Source organism: Paenibacillus caui (genome assembly GCF_019904135.1).
Taxonomy (GTDB): domain Bacteria; phylum Bacillota; class Bacilli; order Paenibacillales; family Paenibacillaceae; genus Fontibacillus; species Fontibacillus caui.
The window spans coordinates 84,662-105,860 of record NZ_JAIOGQ010000014.1 but is presented as its reverse complement, the minus strand read 5'-3'; the positions used below and the strand labels follow the sequence as shown (position 1 = coordinate 105,860).

Sequence of the window (21,199 nt, the reverse complement as noted above, 5' to 3'; positions counted from 1 at the left end):
AGACATGAAGATCAAGATCCTGCTTGCCGCTGTCCTTCTGCTTCCCATGCTTGCGGCGGGAACGGCCCGGGTAAACGCAGAGGCATCCTACCCAGCTTATGTCTACAATGAGTGGAACCAATCGAAGGCGGCGCCGCTCAGCTATTTGCCAAAGGCTATCTATACGGGCCTGGATGCCGGGGCGGGACAGTTCAATGAGCCCCAGGATATGTTCGTTGACAATAACGGTTTGATTTACATTGCGGATACCGGGAATAACCGGATCGTCAAACTGAACGGCAAATTTCAGAAGACAGGCATTATCGAAGAGCTGGAGATGGACGGACAAAAGACGAAGCTATCAGGCCCGACCGGCATCTACGCAGACTCTGCAGGAAAGCTGTATGTTGCCGATAAAGGCAACGGCCGCGTCCTGAGGATAGGGCCAGACGGCAAGGTCGATCTCGTCATCAAGAACCCGGCTCATCCGCTCATTCCCAAAGCGTTCGTCTTTAAGCCGACAAAGGTGGCTGCCGACAGCGCCGGCCGAATCTATGTCCTGTCCGAAGGCCAGTATTATGGTTTGATGCAGTTTGATACGAGCGGACAATTTACCGGTTATTTCGGCAGCAACAAGGTGGAGGTAACGCCGGCAGTCGTGCTTGAGTCGTTCTGGAAAAGCGTGCTGACCAAGGAACAGCGCGATTCCATGGCGAAGCTGCTGCCGATCGAATATTCCAATCTGGACCTGGGGCGGGACGATTTCGTCTACACGACGACCATCGTATCGCAAAACTCCAGCGAGCAGATCAAGAAGCTGAATCCGCTCGGTAACAATGTCCTGAAGGGAGAGCAGGGCGAGCTGCGGTTCGGCGACAGGGAGTACACGATGAAGCAATCCGTCAAGGTGGATACCTCCTTCGTGGATCTTGCCATTGACGGAGACGGGTTTATCGCCGCGCTCGACCGGACGCGCGGACATGTGTTCGAATATGACCAGGAAGGCAACCAGGTGGCGGTCTTCGGGTCCCTCGGCAACCAGAAAGGAACATTTCTTCAGCCCACCGCCGTGGCTTACCGGAATGGCGAAGTGCTGGTGCTGGACACGGCTAAGCTCAATATTACCGTGTTCAAGCTGAGCGAATACGGCGAGCTGGTGCGCAAGGCAACCGTTCTCTACAACCAGGGGCTGTACGAGGAAGCCTCTCAGATCTGGAAGGAAGTGTCCAGGCGCAATCAGAACAGCCGCGTGGCTAACATAGGAATCGCGAAGGCGCTCGAGAAGGATGAGCAGTACGGGCAAGCGATGAAGCAGTACCGGATGGGCGCAGATCACGCAGGTTATTCGGATACCTTTGCGGAAGTCAGGATCCGCGCGGTTCGCGAGTATTTGCCGCTCGTTATGACGCTGATTCTGCTGCTCGCCGCTGTTTACTATGCTGTGAAGCTTAAGCGTTTTTGGACCATCAAGAAAAGAAAGGAGACCAAATCATGAGAGCCTTTACGCCATTTCGCGGCAAGATCAATCCGCTGCAAAGAGACCAAACCATGAGAATCTTCACGCTGTTTCGCGGTAAGATCAATCCGCTGCGTTGCCTGATTCATCCGTTCGACGGCTTCTATGCGGTTAAAGAAGATCGTAAAGGCTCGATCCCGGCAGCCGGAATCATCGTGTTCGTCTTCTTCCTTTCCGCCTTGATGGAACGGCAAAATTCAGGATTTATCTTCAACTATGCGGACCCCGCCGCTCTGAATGTCTGGCTGATCGCCACCAAGACCATTGTGCTGTTCGTTTTGTGGGTCGTCTGCAACTGGGCGGTGGCCACATGGATGGAAGGCGAAGGGAAGGCAGCCGAAATTGTCATTATTAGCGCCTATTCGCTTATTCCGTATGTAATTGCAACCCTGATCACGATCTTCTTCAGCAATGTGCTGCTTCGGGAAGAGGGCGCCTTTCTGTACTATATGATGGTGGTCGGCCTGATCTGGAGCAGCATTCTGATGGTGATCGGCATGGGAATCATTCATGATTACGGATTTGTAAGGACCTTGCAATCGATCCTTCTTACCTTTGCCGCCATGGGCATCGTAGTCTTCCTGGCCGTATTGTTCTATACGCTGTTCCAGCAGCTGTATGTGTTTCTCTATACGATATACAACGAGTTACTGTTCCGGGCTTAGACGGACCATGGTGGAGAAAGGAGGAAGCTGAAGATGAAGATGAAGAGACGTTCATTTGCAGGGACCGTTCTGGCATTCGGGCTGATCCTGGCAACCGGTTGTTCCGCATACGGGAGCCCTATGGGTCACGCCGCCTCGCCCGCGTCATCCGCAGTTCGGAATACCGCTGCGCCCGCGCCGTCCGCTGTCCGGAGTACCGCTGCAGCAGCCGTAAGCGCCCAAGGGATGGAGCGCGTCGCCGCGAGCCGGAATCTGGCCCTTGATTTTAATTCGCAGACAGGTGAAATTGCGGTCACGGATCTGAGGTCAGGGGAGGTTTGGACCAGCAACCCTCAAGATTTGAAGGAGGACAAAATCGCTAAGGGAACCAAAAAGATGGATTTGCGCTCCCAGCTGCTGCTCGAGTACGTCGACCTGCAGTCCAAACCGTTCCTGCTGAACAATTATACGGGAAGCATCAAGAACAAGAAATTCGAATGGAGCAAGATCGACGGAGGCATCGAAATCACGTTTACTTTTCCGAAGGCGGATATGACCATTCCTGTTCAGTATACGATTAGCGATGATTCGTTTTCGGCGAAAATTTTGACGGACCGGATTACACAGGGGGCTAAATACAAGCTGGTGAACATAAGCCTGCTGCCTTTCTTTGGGGCCGGCAATCTAAAAGACGACGGTTATTTGTTTGTCCCGGACGGAAGCGGAGCCTTGATCCGTTTCAATAACAACAAGCAGATCAATAAAGGCTATAACGATCGCGTCTACGGGGCTGACCAGGCGCTCACGGTCACGCAGCAAACCGCGGTGAAGGAGGACATCAAGCTTCCGGTATTCGGAATTAAAAAGAATGATCACGCCTTTCTGGCGGTCATTCATCAAGGAGCTTACCAGGCAGGCATCACCGCAGATGTCAGCCGGAAGAACAACCAGTACAACACCGTTTACAGTTATCTGAACGGGATGGAATCCGAATCGAACCTGATTCTGGAAGGCACCGCTAACGAAAAACAGGTTGTTCGCTCCTCCGAGCCGCTTTTCGGAACGATTCCGTATGAGGTGAAGTATTTTTTCCTGAGCGGCGATCAGGCCAGTTATGCCGGAATGGCTGTCAGATACCGGGAGTACCTGACTGAAGAACAGGGTGCGGGCGCCGAGGCGCTAGGGAAGCAGGATCAGATTCCGCTGCTCATGACCTTCCTTGGTGGAATCAAGAAACGGGAAACCTTGTTCGGTATTCCATACAGCACGGTTAAAGCGCTCACCTCCTACAAGGATCTGCGAAAGGCAGCCGGAGTCCTGAAGGAGAAAGGGCTGAACAATCTCTTGATCAAGTACGAAGGATGGCAGGCGGGAGGCTTGCGGGGGAAAGTGACTACGTCCGTCAAAGCCGAGTCGAACCTGGGCGGCCAAAAGCAGTTCAGGAAGCTGGCGAATGAGCTGAAGGATGAAGGCGTTGCTTTCTATCCCGCAGTAGATCCGGTTCATTACTACAAAGGCGGCAACGGATTCCATAAATTCTGGGATGTCGCCAAGGGAATCAGCAGGGGCCCTGCTTTGCAGTATGCATTCCGTTTGAGCGATGGAACGAAAAATCCGAAGATCAGTCCCTGGTATTTGCTTAAACCGGAATCGGTGGCCCGCGCCCTTGAAAAATTCGCGGGGTCCGCGAACCGATACGGTCTGAGCGGCGTGGCCTACCAAGGGATGGGCAGTACGATGTATTCAGACTTCCGCAAGCGTTCTCTTTCCAAAAATCAGGTCGGCAGTCTATGGCAGGACGGCCTTAAAAAGGCAAGCGAGGGCAACTTCAGTATGATGTTTGAGCACGCCGCAGCCTATACGTTTCCTTTTGCGGATCGTCTCACCGATGTCCCCCTGTATGCCAGCGATTTTGATGTAGAGGACGAGACTGTTCCCTTCTACAGCATTGTGGTCAGCGGCTTGATTCCCGCATTCAGCGAGCCGGTCAACCTGTCCAGCGATCCGGATCATTATATGCTCAAGCTGATCGAAACCGGGACTTACCCGTCATACCGCTTTATTGCCAGGGACGGAGATGTGCTGAAGGGCACGGTGCTCGATTCCTTGTACAGCGGCAATTTCGATTCCTGGCTCGACGATGTGACGAAGCAATATAACACACTAAACGATGCGATGCGGGAAATTATGGGCCGTGCGATTATCGGTCATGAGCAGCTTGGCCCGGGCGTTTACCGTACGACCTTCGAAGGCGGAAAATCGGCGATTGTCAATTATACAGACGAAGCCGTCACAGTCGGTGCTGAACGCGTGGAAGCGGACAGCTATCTGGTTCAATAAGGGGGTGACATGAGTGATCCGAAGATGGAAGTTAGTACCCTATGAGAAGAAGAAACAGGTATACGGTCTCATGTTCGTTTTCCCGTGGATTTTAGGATTTATTCTATTCTTCCTGAAGCCGATGATCGTCTCCTTCAAGTATGCATTTCAAAATCTGGAGATGACGCCGCAGGGCCTGAAGGGCGCCTATGTCGGTCTGGACAACTTCAAATATGCGCTGTATAAAGACCCGGCTTTCATCCGCGAAGGCGTCAATTCGCTGGTCAACATGCTGTACAGCGTGCCGCTGATTATTGTATACAGCCTGTTCGTGGCCGTTCTGCTTAAGAACAAGTTCAGGGGCAGAGGACTGATGCGGGCGGTTTCGTTCCTGCCGGTCATCATCGCTTCCGGGGTATTGATGCAAATTCTGAAAGAGGATGTGTTCTCGCAGGGGATGCGCGGCGGAGTTGAAAGCGTATATCTGTTCTCGGGGGGAGGCCTTGATGGCGTACTGACCGAGCTTGGATTTGGACAGCAGCTCATAGGCGTCTTCAACAACGTCATATCCCGCATTTTCGATTTAACCTGGAGGTCGGGCGTGCAGGTGCTTCTCTTCCTGGCCGGGCTCCATACGATACCGGATTATTTATATGAATCTTCTTCCCTTGAGGGCGCGAGAAAGTGGGAGCAGTTCTGGAAAATCACCTTGCCGATGCTGACGCCGATGATGCTCCTGAATATCGTGTACACGATCATCGACACCTTTACCGATTATGGCAACGGGGTCATCCTGATGATCTATAATGCCGCCTTTTCCCAGGTCCGGTTCGGCTACAGCAGCGCCATGGCCTGGATGTATTGTCTCGCGATCGCCGTATTCCTCGGCGTGGTGTACCTGTTCCTGAAGAAACGCATCGTCTACTTGCAGGATTAATGAGAGAGGAGGAAACACAGATGAACGAAATGCTCCGGAACCGTCTCAGCAAAAGAACGAAAAAACTGATCATCTCCACTCTGCGGTTCATCGTCTTTGCCGCCCTGGGCTACCAGCTGCTCTACCCGCTGATTTACATGCTCAGCATGTCGCTGCGCGCTCCGGCCGACGCGCTTGACCCGAGCGTAATCTGGATTCCGAAGACATTTACGCTGAGCAATTTTACGGATGCGCTCCGCGTTATGGATTTCTGGGGAGCCTTCAAGAACAGCCTGTTTATTGGGCTCGGGTGCGGGATTTTGGACGTTCTGTCCTGCGCCTTTGTCGCTTACGGATTTGCGAGATTCAAATTTCCGCTGTCGAATGTGCTCTTCGGGCTGGTGATTCTGACGCTTGTGATCCCGGTGCAGACGATTATTCTGCCGATGTACGCGGACATGAAGTATTTCGACGGTTTTGGAATCATGAAGCTGGTGTCGGCTGTGACGGGAGGGCCGGATTCGGTCAGCCTGGTAGGAAGCTATACGTCGTTCTACCTGCCATCCCTGCTGGGACTCGGGCTCAGATCGGGCTTGTACATCTTTATTTTCCGCCAATTCTTCAAGGGCATGCCTGTTGAACTGGAGGACGCAGCCTACATGGATGGAGCGGGTCCGTTCAAAACCTTCTTCCGGGTCATGCTGCCAAACGCGAAAAACTCGATTATAACCGTATTCCTGTTCTCTTTCGTCTGGCACTGGAACGAATATTATTTGTCCAATCTGCTGCTTGGCAATTTAAAGAAGAACTTTGCCATTGCGCTGTCTTCCCTGCGGGTCGATTTGCAGTCCGTGGTCAACGTGCAGACCATCAGCGATCCGCTCGCTGTGGTGACCCGCATTCAGGCGGGGGCGCTGCTTGCCATTCTGCCGCTATTTATTCTGTACCTGCTGACCCAGCGTTATTTTACCGAAAGCATTGAGCATGTAGGGATCAAGTAACAGACGGTTTCAGATTACCGTAAGGGTGGTGGTGCCGCCGCTTGAATGAATGGGCGTTTCGTTTAGGGAAAAAGGGAGTTTTTAGGTCATGCAGATGTTTTTATTACCACAAAAGCTTGGGAGGGTATTCATTAATGAGAAAAACTAGAAAATCATTTGGTTCCTTGCTGCTTATGGTCATTATGCTGGCAGCGCTCATTTCAGGCTGCTCCGGGGGAAACAGCGGAAACGGAGGAAACAGCGCGCAGCCATCCGGCAATAGCGGAAACAGTGCAAGCACAGGCACGGAAAGCGAGAAGCCGCCGGAAGAAGTCAAGCTGGACAATCCGAACATTACCATTCTGTATCACACCTCGAAAAAGCAATATGAACAGAATAAAGCCACTAATCCGGATGCCTACGATGCGCTCTGGGAAACGGTTCCGGAATTTGAAAAGAAATTCGGCGGCAAGGTGAACGTTGTAGCCGTTCCATGGGGCGATCAAAAGTCTACCTTGATCTCCATGGTGAATGCGGGCGACCAGGTGGACGTGGCACAGGCGAACGATCAGAACTTCCCGGTCTACCCGCTTAAAAAGATCCTGCAGCCGATCGATCAATATATCGATTTGAAAGATTCGCTTTGGAACAAGTCGGTGACCAGCGCGTTCTCATTTGGCGGCAAGCCCTATGCGGTAGGATCGACGGCGGCTCCAATCGTGATTTTCTATAATAAAACGATGTTTGAGGACAACGGTGTGAAGACACCTGCCGAGTATTATGCAGAAGGGAACTGGACCTGGGACGCTTTCCGCGAAGTGGCTAAAGAGCTGACTCAGGATACGGACAGCGACGGCAAAATCGATCAGTTCGGCTTCGGCTGGTGGGATGCGGGCTATGCCCTGATGCTGGCATCGAACGGGAAAACCCTTCTTTCCTACAATGCTGACGGCACCATTACAACCAACTACGACTCGGAAAATGTTAAAGAAGCGATGCAATTTACCCAGGATGCGCTGCTTAAAGACAAATTCATCGACAGAACCAAAGAAGGCGACTATTTCAATAAGGAGTTCAAGAACGGCAAATTGGCCATGAGCGCGGAATACGGGTTTGGCGGCTACAATGCGTTCAAAAGCGACTATGAAATCGACTTTGTACCGGTTCCGACAGGTCCCAAAGGAGAGCAGGGCGTAGGTCCAGGCGGACTTAGCGGATGGTCGATCCCGGCCGTTTCGAAGAATCCACAGGGCGGAGCCGAATTTATCAAAATGTTGGCCAAGAACGAGCTTGAAGTGGCAAATGCCAACAATGTCAAGCTGTACGGCCAGGAGAAAGTGGATTTAATGAATCAGCTCGCCTCGAGCATTTTGTTCGCGCCGATTGGCGTAGAGAAGTTTTTCGACGCCAATGCCGAAGTGATGAAAGGCATCAAATCGGGAACGCCTGTAGGCACCTTCGCTGCCAAAGCGAAAGGCATTCTGGAAGAAGGCATCAAGATCACTTTGACCCAGTGATCGTGTGAACGAGGCAGCCTGGATTCCCATGCCGTCTCTTGGGGGAACCCGTCTTTATGGCGGCTGGTAGCTCCGGCGGGAGACGGCAGGGGGGTCTTGCCCTGTAAACGGAGGGAGATGCTTGACGATTACATCAGCGTTTAAAAAGAATTTGTGGATATCGCTGTGCGCCATCCTGATTACGGTTGCCGGCTGTTCGGGCGGTAATAAGGGAGCTGCGCCGGATATCAGCGCTCCGGCTGACAGCGCCGGGGCGGCCAGCTCCGGTACAGATTCGGGACCCGCCGGCGGGTCCCAGAGTACGACCGGGAGCGCGGCTCCGAGCACGAACCCGGCTACGGCCTTGCAAGCCTCCGAGCAGCCGTTTGTCCGGGTGCCGGACCGGATATTCTGGAAGCCGCCCGAGGGCTGGGTCGGCGATGTGATGCCATTTAATAACGGAAAGCAGATTGAACTTTACTATTTGCAGGACTGGCGCAACGACGCTCCCGGCTTTCATCCGATTTTTCAGGTGACGACGTCCAATCTGATTGATTATACGTACAAAGCGGAAGCTATTCCTTTCTCCGAAGCCGGCAAGCAGGACCTGGCGATCGGGACCGGCAGCGTGATCAAGGCGGGAGATACCTATCATTTTTACTATACAGGACATAACTGGATGTTTCCTGACGAGAACAAGCCGAAGGAAGCCGTCATGCATGCGGTCAGCAAGGACCTGAAGAACTGGAAGAAGGTTCCGGAGGATACCTTCTATGCGCCTGAAGGGTATGAGCGGGATGATTTCCGCGATCCGTTCGTCATCTGGAACGAAGAAAAGCAGGAGTACTGGATGCTCGTCAGCGCCAGACAAAAAGGCGTCAGCGGCGGAGTGCTTGCCTTGTTCACGTCCAAGGATATGAGCCATTGGAAGTACCGCGAGCCCTTGAAGATTGAGGATACGGATAACTATTTCATGCTGGAATGCGCCGACCTGTTCAAGATCGGCGATACCTGGTACATGGTGTTCTCCGAATTCAGCGACAAAGGCGCGACGCATTACCGGATGAGTAAGTCGCTGAACGGTCCATGGAAGAAGCCCGCACAGGATCTTTTTGACGGAAAAGGCTTCTACGCGGCCAAAACAGGCGCGCTGGGCAACAGAACCTTTCTGTTCGGCTGGGTTCCCACCCGCCAGAATGAAAAGGATTATATGAAGTGGGACTGGGCCGGCAACATGGCTTCGCATGAGCTGATTCAGAACCCGGACAAAACCTTGGCGGTGAAGGTGCCGGATGAAGTCGGCAAGCTGTTCTCGTTAGAAGCGCCGCTTAAAGAAGTCAAGACATTGGGAGAGGCTTCAGGGAGCGAGGGAAGCATTCAACTGCAGGGCAAAAACGGGCTCGCCGGCCTCGTATTTGAGCAGCTTCCGGCTACGGCTAAAATAACCGGCACCGTTACCTTTGATGCGGATGTGAAACACACCGGAATCGTGTTCGGCGCAGGAGACCAACCGGAAAAGGCATACGGCATCAGGCTTGAACCGGGCGAGAATCGTGTCCGGTACGATGCCGCTCCAGGAGACGCTTTGGGCTCCTTAAACCCGGATATCCAGGTTCCCATCGAGCTTACGGCGAATACCCCGTACTCCTTTACCCTCATCGTGGAGAATGATGTGTGCACCTTCTATATTCAAGATTCAGTGGCTCTAACGACACGGATTTATAAAATGCCGGGCAAATCATGGGGATGGTATTCCGGCGGGGGGCTGACCACCGTCAAGGATCTGAAGATGCTTCTTCCCTCCTCCTGATCTTAAGGAAGGATGGTGTGACAAGGATGGCTGAACTGTACAAAGAGCTTTACCGCCCTCAATTTCATCTTACCCCGCCGCAAGGACCGATGAGCGATCCGAACGGGATGGTGTATTTTGAAGGCGAATACCATCAATTTTACCAGTTCACCGGCCGCTGGGGACATGCGGTCAGCCGGGATCTTCTCTACTGGGAGCATTTGCCGCTTGCCTTGGTGGGGGATGAGCTGGGCGACATCTGGTCGGGCAGCGCCGTCGTGGACTGGCGCGATACGACGGGTTTTTTTGGAGGCAAACCGGGGCTTGTCGCGATATTTACGCATTACAAGGACGGACTCCAGTCTCAGAGCATAGCTTACAGCAGCGACAAGGGGCGAAGCTGGACGAAGTATCAGGGCAATCCGGTCATCCCCAATCCGGGACTTAAGGATTTCCGCGATCCGAAGGTGCTGTGGCACGAGGAAACCGGCCGCTGGATCATGGTCGTTTCGGTGAATAAGGAAATCTACTTCTACAGCTCCCCTGATCTTAAAGAGTGGACCTTCGAAAGCCGGTTCGGCGAGGGACAGGGCTGTCAGGCGGCCGTATGGGAATGCCCGGACCTGTTCCGGCTTCCTGTGGACGGCGATCCTTTGAAGGCCAAATGGGTGCTTCATGTCAGCATCGGAGACAACGAGGAAACGGACGGTTCCCATGCTCAATATTTCATCGGGGATTTCGACGGGCACCGGTTCGTGAGTGATGCTCCGGATCAGGAGATCCGCTGGACCGACTATGGCCAAGATTTTTACGCCGCGGTAAGCTATAGCGATATTCCGGATCATGACGGACGCCGGATCTGGCTCGGCTGGCTTTCAAACTGGCAGTATCCTTTCTCCTCGCCAACGAATCCCTGGAAGGGCGGAATGTCGATTCCCCGGAGTTTGTCGCTGCGGACGGACGGAAGCGGCGAGCCGAAGCTTGTGCAGCAGCCATTGGAGGAGCTGAAACAGCTTCGGAAAGACGTGATAGCCTTAGGTCCGGTTCAGGCTGCGGATGGGGTCGTCAAGCTGGATATTTTTCAGGCAGGGCTGTCCTATGAAATTGAAGCCGAAATACAGTGGGAGCAAGTCAGGGAGTTTGGTATTTCGCTACGCAGCTCGAAACAGGAAGGAACGAAGCTGGGCTATCGTCCGGACAGCGGAGAGCTGTATTTGGACCGGACACGATCGGGCTATACCGAGCTTATCAATCGTTTCGATGCGCCGGCCCATTTTGCCAAAGTGTTGAAAGCAGTCAGAACAACCCGGAGCAATCCGCTGAAAATGCGCTGTTTCGTCGACGACAGCGTTGTGGAGTGGTTTGTAGATGACGGGGAGACCGTGTTCACCTCGCTCATTTATCCAGACCCGGAAAGCAAGGGAATCGAGCTGTTCGCTTCCGGGGGTTCGGTGACGTTCACCAAGCTTAATATTTATCCTTTACGTTCCGTCTGGCGCCCGTAAGGCAAGGGCTGTCCGCTATTTGAAATTTTATCATTTGTATAGGAGTGTGACCTGCTGTGAGTCCAATAACCGAAAAAGATAAAACGCCAATAAGCAATGAACGCTACAGACTGCATTATCACCTGATGCCTCCTGCAGGCTGGATGAATGACCCCAACGGCGTCAGCTATTATAACGGTGAATACCATGTGTTTTATCAGCATTATCCTTACGCCCCGTTTCAGGGCGCGATGCATTGGGGCCATGCCAAATCCAGGGATTTGGTGCATTGGGAGCATCTCCCGGTTGCGCTTGCTCCATCCGAGTCTTATGACAAAGGAGGGGAAGGAGCTTCCGGCTGCTGGTCGGGCAGTGCGGTGGACGATCAGGGAACTTTTGTGCTCGTCTATACCGGACATGTGGACGGAAATTCTCCGGAAGAAGTGCAGTGCATTGCGTTCAGCAGCGACGGGATCGTATTTGAGAAACTGCCGGAGAATCCGGTCATCCCCGGTCCGCCAGACGAGGAATGCTTTGGTTTCCGCGACCCGAAAGTATGGAAAAGAGGAGATACGTGGTACCTCGTCGTTGGTTATGGAAAAGACGGGCTGGGCAAAGCGCTGCTCTATTCGTCTTCCGACCTCCGCAGCTGGCATTACCACGGTCCGGCCGCAGAAAGCGACGGGACGATGGGAGATATGTGGGAGTGTCCGGATCTGTTTCCGCTTGGCCGAGCCGAGGATGATCATGTTCTTATTTTTTCGCCGATGAATATGGGCATCACAAAGACGTTTTATTGGACCGGGAAGTTCGACTATACCGGCTTGAAATTCGACCTGCGCCACGCAGAACGCGTGGACTACGGTTTTGACTTCTATGCTCCGCAGACGATGGTGGACGCCCGCGGCCGCCGGATCATGTACGCCTGGATGAACATTTGGGGAGCGGATATGCCGGAGCGGGAGGACGGCTGGATGGGCTCGTTTACTTTGCCGCGTGAGCTGAAACTGGCTGAGGACGGCACGCTCCGGTTTATTCCGGTCGAGGAATTGAAGTCGCTGCGGGGAGAGCATCATAGCTATACCAACGTGGTTATCCCGGAACATGGGACGCTGGCTTTGCCTTATCTGGAAGGCGATTCACTCGAAATCAGCGCGGTTATTGATGTATCCGGTCAGGCGGACGGGACATTCGGCATTCGGCTGCGCTGCTCGGATGACGGAGCCGAGTACACGGAAATTTCCTACAGTCATGGCGAAGGCAAGCTGCAGATGGACCGCAATCGTGCCGGCGCCGGAAACGGCGGGATCAGCGAAGTGGAGCTTGCGCCAATGGAAGACGGTCGGGTTCGGCTGCACCTGTTCCTGGACACATCCTCGGTAGAGCTGTTTATGAACGAGGGGAGAAAGACGATGACGAACCGGATTTATCCGGCTTCCTCAAGCCTCGGCATCCATTTGTTCGCGCAGGGCGCGGTAAGCCTCGAGTCTCTGGATGTATGGAAGCTTGCTCTGCACCCAGCAGCGAAAAGCGGAGCAATAAGCGAAAAGTGATCATCCAAAAGCGATAAGCACAAAAGCAAAATCCAAGGTGCAGCAGTATTGCTGTACATGCAGATCAGCGAAACAACGGGCGTCCACACCAGTGTGGGCGCCTTTGTTAAAGGCTGTCCGTAAGCGTTATCAAGGATAGAGCGGCAAGTTTTCGGGATGCCTTGTTCCAATCCATTTGTCGAGGAGGAATAATATGGAAGTGAAGACAAGATTGGTGTTTAGCTTGAAATGGGCTCTGGTTTTTATGTTGTGCCTGCCAAATCTGCTGGCAGGAAATCCGGCACAGGCTGAAGAGACGGGCAGCTCCCTGGTTGTCACCGATCCGGCCAATTGGACGCTCCGGGGCGATCTTGATCAGGCTTCATTGACAGACGATATTTCGCTTGTCAGCACGGAGCCTGACGGGTGGAGCACCAACCTGCCCGGCTGGACCAAAAAGGAAGGCAACGATTGGACGACACAGTCCGGCGGCAAGCTGATTACCTCGTTCGGAACAAATACGGTCATGATGGCTTCGCCTGTTATGGACCAGTTCGTCTATGAAGCGGATCTCACGATGAAGAGCGCTACCGGACATACCTCACTTGTCTTCCGCTCCGATGAAAGCGGTTGGAATTCTTATAAACTGCAGCTTGTACCCTCTAAAAACGAAATTCGCCTGATAGACGGCGGAATCCGCGACATCTATACCCCCACGCAGAAACTGGAACCGGAACAAACCTATCATGTGAAGATCGAGGCCGGGGAAACGGATATTAAAGTTTATTTTGCAGATATGACCACTCCCATCATCCATCTGACAAACGGAAGCTATACCTCGGGACAGCTCGGCATTATTGTGTGGGACAGCGAGGTTTTGGTTCAAAACGTCAACGCGGAGGATATCGGGCCCGAAAGCTCTGCCGTGATCACGAATTTGACCGGCTGGCGGACACTGGAGAACGGAACGCTTGAAAAGACTGCACAGGGGATGAAACTGACCTCTGCGGGCAATTTCTTTGCCCTTTCCGGCAATGCCGCCGGCAACTTTATCTATGAAGCTGATATTACACCGCTAAAGACCGGGGGAACGGCGTCGCTCGTATTCCGGTCCAATGAGAACGGCTGGGGCTCCTATTTGCTGCAATTCGAGCAATCGGATGCCGGAACGGGAAAGGTGCGGCTCCAGGATGCCAATGACCAGGTGCCGGACCCTCTGCTCATTGAGCAGGCTGTCGCTTTGAATGATCCGGGTCAGCCGTATCATCTGAAGGTGATCGCGGAGGAAACCCGGATTCAGGTTTTTTGGAATAGCGAGCAAAGCCCTCTGATCGATATTCAGGACAGCTCATACAGCAGCGGGTATTTGGGGCTTCACGTCAACAACAACAGCGCTGTTTTTCAGAACATTCTGTTTACAGACCTGAACGCGGACTATTCCGGGGTCAAAACAAATCTTGACGGCTGGCAGGTGCGTGAACACGGGGGGATCAGCCAGGACTCTTCCGGCCTGCTGCTCGCTTCACCGCAAACCGGGATTGCGCTTTCAGGAACGAAAAGCCGTGATTTCGTCTTTGATGCCGACATCACCCTGCTCACGGCTAACGCAGCGGGCTCGCTTGTCATCCGTTCGGATGACAGCGGCAGAGAGGCTTATCTGGTTCAGCTTGACCATAAGGCTCAGATGATTCGCTTGATGGATGTGAGCCAGGGGGAGACGGGAAGCGGGCTGATGCTGGAGAAAAGCGCGTTACTCGCCATTGGCAAAATATATCATTTACGCGTCAAGGCCGTGGGGTCTGCGCTCAAGGTTTATTTTGACGGCAAATATAATCCTGTCATCCAGACGGAAGATTCCCGGTTGCAGGAGGGACTGCTTGGTCTTCATGTCTATGGCGGTTCCGTTCGGTTCGAGAATATCTATGTGAGCAATATAGCGACCAATCTGAAGGATTGGGCAGCGAGCGGAGGCGAGTGGAATCCCGATTTAGCCGGCATGAGAGGGAGCGCATCACCTGGAGAATGGGCTTTGCGGCTTGCGGATACCGGCTTTGCGGCGAAGGATCATCCAGCTGATTACCTGCTGGAAGGGGACGTTACGGCCGACCCGCAGAATCCGGGCGCGTCCGGACTGCTGTTCCGTGCAAATCAGGCGGGCACGCAAGGCTATATGTTAACCCTTTCGCCTGACGGCAAGGCGGAGCTGTATAAAAGAAACGGCGATGATCTGGCGCTTTTAGGCAGCGGCAGCCATCCTGTTGCCGCCGGCAAGCGGCATCACATTGAAATTAAAGTTAAAGGATCGGCTATAGAAGCTCATATTGACGGCTATGCGGACCCGGCAATTACAGCCGAAGACAACGAATTTTCGGGGAACTATGCCGGGCTTTCAGTCCGCGGGGGCACAGCCTTTTTCCAAAATGTTTACGTGACCCCCCTGGATGAATATTCCTCGGAATTGTACCGTCCGGAGTACCATTATTCACCGGCAAGAGGGTGGGCCAGCGACCCGAACGGCCTGGTCTATTTTGAAGGAGAATACCACTTGTTTCATCAGGACGGCGGCCAGTGGGCGCACGCCATCAGCAAGGACCTGCTCCACTGGAAGCGTATGCCGATTGCCTTGGCATGGAACGATATGGGACACATTTGGTCGGGTGCGGCTGTCGCGGATTTGACCAACGCTTCGGGTTTGTTCGGGGACTCCGGCGGAAAGGGATTGATCGCCTATTATACCTCCTTCAATCCGGATAAGCAGGGCGGCAATCAGAAGATTGGGCTGGCTTACAGCAAGGATCGGGGAAGAACCTGGGAGTATTATGGCGACGAGGCGATTATCGGGAACCCTGGTGGAGCTGATGGCGGATGGGATTTCCGCGACCCGAAGGTGGTAAGGGATGAAGAGCACAATAGATGGGTTATGGTTGTTTCCGGCGGGGACAATATCCACTTTCTTACTTCAACGGACCTGATCCACTGGACGCGGACAGACCAATTCGGGTTTGACGAGATCGCGGTAGACGGACAGTTGCAGGAAGGGATATGGGAGTGCCCGGACTTTTTTCAGTTGGCTGTGGATGGCACCGGGGTGAAAAAGTGGGTGCTGATGATCAGCACCGGGGCGCATGTCAAAACGGGGGGATCGGATGCCAGATATTTTATCGGCGAGTTTACGGCCGACGGGAAGTTTCTGAATGACAACCCTGTCAGAACCATTCTGAAGACGGATTTCGGCAAAGAAAAGTATGCCGCAACTTCTTTTTACAATGAACCCGGGGGCCGCCGCATTATGCTGTCCTGGATGACCAACTGGAACTACACGTTCAGCTTTCCTACTTCGCCCTGGAAAGGGCAGTTCACGTTCCCGCGCGAGCTGTCTTTGAAGGAGACGGATGAAGGGATACGGCTTGTGCAGAAGCCGGTGGCCGAACTGGAAGCGCTGCGGGGAGAGCCTCATAAATGGAGCGGCGTAAGCGTTACGCCGGAAACGGCCAATCTATTGTCGGGGATATACGGAAATGCTTATCAGATAGATGCGGAAATTGAACTGCCCCAGGCCGGAGCAGCCTCCGAATTTGGATTCAGGCTGCGGGAAGGAGGAGATCAGCAGACCGTTGTCGGATACAAGCGCGATCAGGGCAAAATGTTTGTTGACCGGTCCGCGTCCGGGCGAAACGACTTCGCCCCGGGTTTTACAACCAGGCACGAGGCGGCTATAGAGCCGAAGAACGGCCTCATCCGGCTGCGGATTCTCGTCGACGCATCATCGGTTGAGGTGTTCGGGGGTGATGGGGAGACTGTCATCTCGGACCTGATTTTTCCGGATGCCGCACGAAGCGGGATGAGCTTTTACGTGAAAGACGGCAGCGCCGTTGTGAAATCGCTTAAGGTATGCCCGCTGAAGAATGTCTGGACAGATACCCCGCTGACAGGGGAAAGGGCGCAGAAAATTGTACTAGACCGAAGCAAGTTTGAAATGGGGGCAGGGGACACGCGGCGTATCTTTGCGAGCGCGCTGCCTTATACCGCTGACGAGCAGCTCGTCTGGGAAACAAACCATCCGGAGATTGTTAAAGTAACCCCAATCGACGCACAGAGCGCCGTTCTTGAAGCGGTAGCTCCCGGTAATGCCGTTGTGACGGCCAGAACCGCGGACGGGTCGGTAAGAGGCTCGGCGGTCGTCACCGTTGGAACCTTCATCACGAATTTAGATGGATGGAAAGAATCCCCTGATGCTGAGTGGGTTCCTACGGAGCTGGGAATCCGGGGGGCCTACAGCACGGATGCCAATTACATGTCTGCCGTCCAGGCGGCCGACTTCACGTATGAGGCGGATGTCACACTGACTTCAAAGGGAGCCGGCTCCATGCTGTTCAGATCGAATGCCGACGGCTCCGGCGCCTATTATTTCAATATGGATCCAAATATGCGCTCGCTGCGGCTATTTTACAAGGCGCCCGGAAAGAGTGACGTAGAGCCGAGACAAGTGCTGGCAACGGTTCCGATGACGATTGAGACGGGCCGAACCTACCATGTAAAAATCGTGGCCGAGGGACGCCGGATCCAGATCTACTTCGCCGGGAATAAAGTAATCGATCTGCAGAATGGCACCTACAACCAGGGACAGTTCGGGCTTAACGTATTTGACGGGACGATCTATTATCAAAATGTCAATGTCACCGGAATGACGGCGGTAGACTCGCGAGTCTACCGGTTGGCTAACGAACTGGGCGGCCTGGTCCTCGGCGCGGAGAGCCAGGACAATTTCTCGAGAGTCCTTGTGCAGCAGGACACCTCTGCGGAAGAACAGCGATGGGTTTATTTTGAAGTTGAAGAGGGCGTATACACGATACGAAATGCCATTAGCGGCAAATCGCTTGATTGGGATACGGGGCAGAACCGGATTCAGCTGTACCCGTATCTCGGTTATGACAATCAGCGGTGGAAAATGATCCCGCATGAGGACGGTACTGTTTCCATCGTATCGAAGCGTGATGAGAGCATGGCTTTGGAGGCTGCCGGCGACGGCACGGTGTTCCTGCAGGCAAGGGATGACTCGCGCGCCTCCCAGAGATGGAAGCTCCAGGAGATCGCGGCTGCGGCTGTTCCTGGCGAAATAGACTAAAGGAATAAACAAATAGCCCCGTCAGCCTTAAGCTGACGGGGCTTGCTGTATGTTTCCAAAGGTCCGAAGCAAAGTCAAAGCAGCTGAATCCGCCCCAAAAGTGAAATCCCGAGGTTTCTACTGTTTGGGGGTATTTTTCACATGTCGCAAAGAACTAGCGGCTTTTGTAAGCTGCTCTGCCTGCAAATTTCAACCTGACGGTTGCTCCAAAGTGTGCCTTTCCAGCCAGCCTATAACGTCCCGGATCACTTCATCCCGGTTAATCTCATGCAGCAGCTCATGTCTGGCTCCGGGGTACAGCTTCCATTCGAAATCCTTCAGTCCAAGTCTGCCGTAGCCGTCAATCAGACGGCGAACGCCTTTGCCGTTAAGCCCGACCGGATCCTGCTCCCCGCAAAATATAAAAACAGGCTTCTCCTTCGGAATTTTGGCCATCGAGGAAGGCCGATGAATTTCGCTTAGCAGCCGGAAGAAATCGCAGAAAAACCCTGCGCTGCACAGTTCTCCGCAGCACGGGTCGTCAATATATTTGTCGACTTCCTCTTCATCGCGGGTAAGCCAGTCGAAGGGAGTACGCACAGGCGCAAACTGGCGGTTGTAAGGACCAAATACTAGGCCATTCAGCAGCTGGCTTGGCTTACGGTCCCCTTGCAGACGGCACTGCAGAGCGGCGATTCTTTCGCCGATGGAAATGAAGGGTCGCGCTCCGCAGGTGCCTGTCAGCAGAAATCCGGCATAAATCTCCGGTGCGGTGTACATAATCTTCTGAACAAGAAAGGAGCCCATGCTGTGGCCAAAAAGAAACAGCGGAAGCCCTTCATGCTTCTTGCGTATTTCCTGGCCAAGCTTAAGTGTATCCTTGACCATGGCATTGTGGCCGTCCTTGCCGGCATAACCGAGGGCCCCCTGCTGCGAGGCCGTAAGGCCGTGTCCGCGCAGATCGGCGGCATAGACCAGAAAGCCTTTCTCAACGAATTTTGCCGCAGCTTCTTCATAGCGCTTGGCCGTTTCTGCCATCCCGTGGACGATTTCAATCACGCCTCTCGGAGGGATGGAACGATCCGCAGGCGCCCAGTGGTACACGTGAACAGACTGGCCGTCCTCACTGATCATCGAGAAGGGAAACTCCATCATTATACCTGACATCCTTTCACCGAAAGTGGAGATCCGCTTTAGCTTCCCGGCAGCGCCGGCTCGAAGAACTCAATCCGCTCGCCGTCCGGCCCATTGAAGAAAAAGAAGCGGCTGCCTCCGGGGAGATCTCTGATTACCGGATCCAGGCCCGATAGGCCAAGCTCCGAAATTCGGGCATACTCCTGTTCGATGTTGCTGACCGTAAAGGCGATGTGGTGGACCCGCCCTTCGTTCGCCAGCTCCTCATGCTCTTTTTTATAGACCAGTTCCAATTCAACATTATTCTGGTTTGGAAAAGACATGAAGGCCAGCCTCACGCTGTCTTCAACCGCTCCGATTGTATGCAGCAGCTTAAGGCCGATCACCCGGGTGTAAAATTCAACGGAATCCTCGAGCGCAGAGACCCGGATTCCGACATGCTCTATTTTGTGTACACTCATCAGACAATCCCCTTTTGAATCATATGATTATAAAATAGTTTGCCATAAAGCTTGCTATTTTCTCTCTATGGCGATCAGATAGGGAGCGACGGCGCGCTGAAGCTGCCGGTATATCATGCTTTGTCCGGCCGCCGCATCAAGCGCGGCAGCCCAGGCTTCGACCCGCGCCGCCTCCGCAAGCCCGCCTTCGTGGCCGGGATACACGACCGCGGTAATGACGCCGCGCGGCCGAAGCAGCCGGAGAGCGGCGTCCAGCGCCGCGATCGTACTCTCCGGCTGCGTAATGACGGCCTTGTCGGCCCCCTCGGCCGGCAAATAGCCGAGATTGAACATCACGGCGCCTACCCGGCCGTGATGTTCCTTAGGCAGCGCCTCGGCCATTTCGGCGTGGCTGCGCTCAAGCAGCGTCACCTTCGCCAGCCGGGCGCTGTTGTCCCTGGCAAGGCGATTCCTTGCCAGGGACAGGGCTTCGGCTTGAATGTCAAAGCCGAACACATGCCCTTTGCGGCCGCTGGCCTCAGCCAGGAACAGCGTATCCGCTCCGGTTCCGATTGTAGCGTCAACGGCCGTGTCGCCGGGCTGAAGGCGCTGGGACACAAGCTGGCGGGCGAAGCTCAAGACGGAGAGGAAGCCCATATCACCGTCCTCTCCAATACTTGCCCTGCCACGTGTCCCGGCTTTTCAGCTCATCGTCAATGGCGTTGAGGACTTCCCATTTCTTGAGGCTCCACATCGGGCCGATCAAGAGGTCCCGGGGAGCGTCGCCGGTAAGCCGGTGGACGATCATCTCGGGAGGCAGAAATTCCAGCGTGTCGACAATGAGCTTCACATACTCGTCCTGCTCCAGAAAGCGCAGGAGGCCCGCTTCATACTGCTTCACCATTGGCGTCTTCCGCATCAGGTGAAGCAGATGGATCTTGATGCCCTGAACATCCATATTTGCTACGGCCCTGCCGGTTTCGAGCATCATTTCATGCGTCTCCTGCGGCAATCCGTAAATGATGTGCGCGCAAACGCGGATTCCCCGCTTCCGGAGCTTCTCGACCGCCTCAAGATAGCACTCGGTATCATGCGCGCGGTTAATGAGCTCAGACGTCGATTCGTGGATCGTCTGCAGTCCCATTTCAACCCAGAGATAGGTCCGCTCGTTCAACTCGGCGAGATAATCCACCACGTCATCCGGGAGGCAGTCCGGACGCGTGGCAATAGACAGCCCGACCACGCCAGGCTGCTCGAGAATGACCTCGTAATATTCGCGAAGCTCTTCCACTGGAGCATAGGTGTTCGTATACGCCTGGAAATAACCAATGTATTTGGCGTTCGGCCATTTCTGGTGCTGGCGGTCCCGGATCGTGTTGAACTGGGTGACCAGATCGTCCCGCCTGCGGCCGGCGAAATCGCCGGAGCCTCTTGCGCTGCAGAAGGTGCAGCCGCCCTTGGCGATCGTGCCGTCCCGGTTCGGGCAGGTGAAGCCCGCATCGAGCATCACTTTGAACACTTTTTCACCGAACTGCTCCCGCATTTCGGTATTCCATGTATGAAATCGTTTCTCACTCCACAGCAGGGGGGATGAGGAAATTTGTATACTCATGGGTGACTCCTTTGTTTTATCAATCTTGTTATGAAAACGCAGCCTTTGGCGCAGGTCAAGCGGCGAAGGCTGCGTACACTAGTTTATTGTATCAAAAATAGTGAAAAAAGGGGAATCAACCTTGGTTTTGATTCCTTGCTTTGCTCTGCTTAATATGCTATTTTATATAAGCGAAACCCAAGATGGGGCTGCCTTGAGGCTCCATGATCGATGAGTATTTTGTCCGGCATTCGTACTTCCGCCTATACTTGGGC

14 protein-coding genes are annotated in these 21,199 nt (G+C 53.9%); 10 read left to right on the top strand and 4 right to left on the bottom strand.

Translation table 11 applies throughout. The annotated features are described in order from the left end of the window. Nucleotides 1-4 precede the first annotated feature (4 nt). The 10 genes from K7397_RS10425 to K7397_RS10380 all read left to right on the top strand — a co-directional run bounded on the left by K7397_RS10425 (nucleotide 5) and on the right by K7397_RS10380 (nucleotide 17,780). Nucleotides 5-1,474, top strand: coding sequence for an NHL repeat-containing protein (locus K7397_RS10425; protein WP_223067892.1), 1,470 nt, complete (start codon nucleotides 5-7; stop codon nucleotides 1,472-1,474). Next, nucleotides 1,471-2,160, top strand: a complete 690-nt coding sequence (locus tag K7397_RS10420; RefSeq protein WP_223067891.1) for a Yip1 family protein — start codon at nucleotides 1,471-1,473, stop codon at nucleotides 2,158-2,160. The genes K7397_RS10425 and K7397_RS10420 overlap by 4 nt, the downstream gene beginning before the upstream one ends. Before the next feature lie 33 nt (nucleotides 2,161-2,193). Then, nucleotides 2,194-4,479 (top strand): DUF5696 domain-containing protein, encoded by a 2,286-nt coding sequence (locus tag K7397_RS10415; RefSeq protein WP_223067890.1) that lies wholly within the window; start codon nucleotides 2,194-2,196, stop codon nucleotides 4,477-4,479. A gap of 13 nt (nucleotides 4,480-4,492) precedes the next feature. Beyond that, nucleotides 4,493-5,395 carry a carbohydrate ABC transporter permease gene (locus tag K7397_RS10410; RefSeq protein WP_223067889.1) on the top strand — a complete coding sequence of 301 codons (903 nt, stop codon included), beginning with the start codon at nucleotides 4,493-4,495 and terminating at the stop codon, nucleotides 5,393-5,395. A 20-nt stretch (nucleotides 5,396-5,415) separates the two neighbouring features. Further along, entirely contained in the window at nucleotides 5,416-6,375 is a 960-nt protein-coding gene (locus tag K7397_RS10405; RefSeq protein ID WP_223067888.1) for a carbohydrate ABC transporter permease, read from the top strand. A 134-nt stretch (nucleotides 6,376-6,509) separates the two neighbouring features. After that, a complete protein-coding gene (locus tag K7397_RS10400; protein ID WP_223067887.1) occupies nucleotides 6,510-7,871 on the top strand; it encodes an ABC transporter substrate-binding protein in 1,362 nt (453 codons plus the stop codon). Nucleotides 7,872-7,992: 121 nt separating this feature from the next. Next, nucleotides 7,993-9,660, top strand: a complete 1,668-nt coding sequence (locus K7397_RS10395) for a glycoside hydrolase family 32 protein (protein WP_223067886.1) — start codon at nucleotides 7,993-7,995, stop codon at nucleotides 9,658-9,660. Between the two features lie 26 nt (nucleotides 9,661-9,686). Then, nucleotides 9,687-11,144, top strand: coding sequence for a glycoside hydrolase family 32 protein (locus tag K7397_RS10390; RefSeq protein WP_223067885.1), 1,458 nt, complete (start codon nucleotides 9,687-9,689; stop codon nucleotides 11,142-11,144). A 56-nt stretch (nucleotides 11,145-11,200) separates the two neighbouring features. Then, nucleotides 11,201-12,676: a glycoside hydrolase family 32 protein gene (locus K7397_RS10385; RefSeq protein ID WP_223067884.1), complete on the top strand. Its 1,476-nt coding sequence runs from the start codon at nucleotides 11,201-11,203 to the stop codon at nucleotides 12,674-12,676. Between the two features lie 193 nt (nucleotides 12,677-12,869). Continuing rightward, nucleotides 12,870-17,780 carry a GH32 C-terminal domain-containing protein gene (locus K7397_RS10380; RefSeq protein WP_223067883.1) on the top strand — a complete coding sequence of 1,637 codons (4,911 nt, stop codon included), beginning with the start codon at nucleotides 12,870-12,872 and terminating at the stop codon, nucleotides 17,778-17,780. 189 nt (nucleotides 17,781-17,969) lie between these two features. On the opposite strand, the gene K7397_RS10375 is transcribed toward K7397_RS10380, so the two are convergent. The 4 genes from K7397_RS10375 to mnmL are packed head-to-tail and all read right to left on the bottom strand — an operon-like array spanning nucleotide 17,970 to nucleotide 20,945. After that, nucleotides 17,970-18,914, bottom strand: coding sequence for an alpha/beta fold hydrolase (locus K7397_RS10375; protein WP_223067882.1), 945 nt, complete (start codon nucleotides 18,912-18,914; stop codon nucleotides 17,970-17,972). Nucleotides 18,915-18,952: 38 nt separating this feature from the next. Then, nucleotides 18,953-19,354 carry a VOC family protein gene (locus K7397_RS10370; protein WP_223067881.1) on the bottom strand — a complete coding sequence of 134 codons (402 nt, stop codon included), beginning with the start codon at nucleotides 19,352-19,354 and terminating at the stop codon, nucleotides 18,953-18,955. 54 nt (nucleotides 19,355-19,408) lie between these two features. Further along, a complete protein-coding gene (gene mnmM / locus K7397_RS10365; RefSeq protein ID WP_223067880.1) occupies nucleotides 19,409-19,990 on the bottom strand; it encodes a tRNA 5-(aminomethyl)-2-thiouridylate-methyltransferase MnmM in 582 nt (193 codons plus the stop codon). 1 nt (nucleotide 19,991) lies between these two features. Further along, nucleotides 19,992-20,945, bottom strand: coding sequence for a tRNA modification radical SAM protein MnmL/YtqA (mnmL, locus tag K7397_RS10360; RefSeq protein WP_223067879.1), 954 nt, complete (start codon nucleotides 20,943-20,945; stop codon nucleotides 19,992-19,994). Nucleotides 20,946-21,199 lie beyond the last annotated feature (254 nt).

Coding starts and splice junctions, on each gene's coding strand:
- K7397_RS10425 (WP_223067892.1), top strand. CDS start 5: ATGAAGATCAAGATCCTGCTTGCCGCTGTCCTTCTGCTTCCCATGCTT.
- K7397_RS10420 (WP_223067891.1), top strand. CDS start 1,471: ATGAGAGCCTTTACGCCATTTCGCGGCAAGATCAATCCGCTGCAAAGA.
- K7397_RS10415 (WP_223067890.1), top strand. CDS start 2,194: ATGAAGATGAAGAGACGTTCATTTGCAGGGACCGTTCTGGCATTCGGG.
- K7397_RS10405 (WP_223067888.1), top strand. CDS start 5,416: ATGAACGAAATGCTCCGGAACCGTCTCAGCAAAAGAACGAAAAAACTG.
- K7397_RS10400 (WP_223067887.1), top strand. CDS start 6,510: ATGAGAAAAACTAGAAAATCATTTGGTTCCTTGCTGCTTATGGTCATT.
- K7397_RS10390 (WP_223067885.1), top strand. CDS start 9,687: ATGGCTGAACTGTACAAAGAGCTTTACCGCCCTCAATTTCATCTTACC.
- K7397_RS10380 (WP_223067883.1), top strand. CDS start 12,870: ATGGAAGTGAAGACAAGATTGGTGTTTAGCTTGAAATGGGCTCTGGTT.
- K7397_RS10375 (WP_223067882.1), bottom strand. CDS start 18,914: ATGATGGAGTTTCCCTTCTCGATGATCAGTGAGGACGGCCAGTCTGTT.
- K7397_RS10370 (WP_223067881.1), bottom strand. CDS start 19,354: ATGAGTGTACACAAAATAGAGCATGTCGGAATCCGGGTCTCTGCGCTC.
- mnmM (WP_223067880.1), bottom strand. CDS start 19,990: ATGGGCTTCCTCTCCGTCTTGAGCTTCGCCCGCCAGCTTGTGTCCCAG.
- mnmL (WP_223067879.1), bottom strand. CDS start 20,945: ATGAGTATACAAATTTCCTCATCCCCCCTGCTGTGGAGTGAGAAACGA.